General features: G+C 58.1%; 1 pseudogene. It reads right to left on the reverse strand.

From position 1 onward, the window contains the following. Positions 1–279, reverse strand: a pseudogene (locus EIK80_RS25790) (ABC transporter permease); the annotation flags it as partial.

The following is a 279-nucleotide window of genomic DNA, read 5'->3' on the forward strand; positions in this document are numbered from 1 at the left end:
GTGTAGATGGTGTTGGCGGTGAGTTCCGCTCGGCTGGATACCTTTCTGGCGCTGTCGCCCTTGAATATGCCCACGATGGTGGTCTTGACGGTCGCCGTCGAATGTGATTCGTTGTCGGCGTCATAGGCGTTGGCCTTGAGCGTGAGCGTGTCTCCGACTTTGAGCCCGTTGGCTTTGGCGAGATCCTCATGGATCATCGACGTGTACTTGTCGGAGGCCTTCAGATGTCGTCCTTCGGCCATGCCGAGCGTGCGCGACGTGAACACGTTGAGTTTCGAC

Source organism: Caulobacter sp. 602-1 (assembly GCF_003931565.1).
GTDB lineage: Bacteria > Pseudomonadota > Alphaproteobacteria > Caulobacterales > Caulobacteraceae > Caulobacter.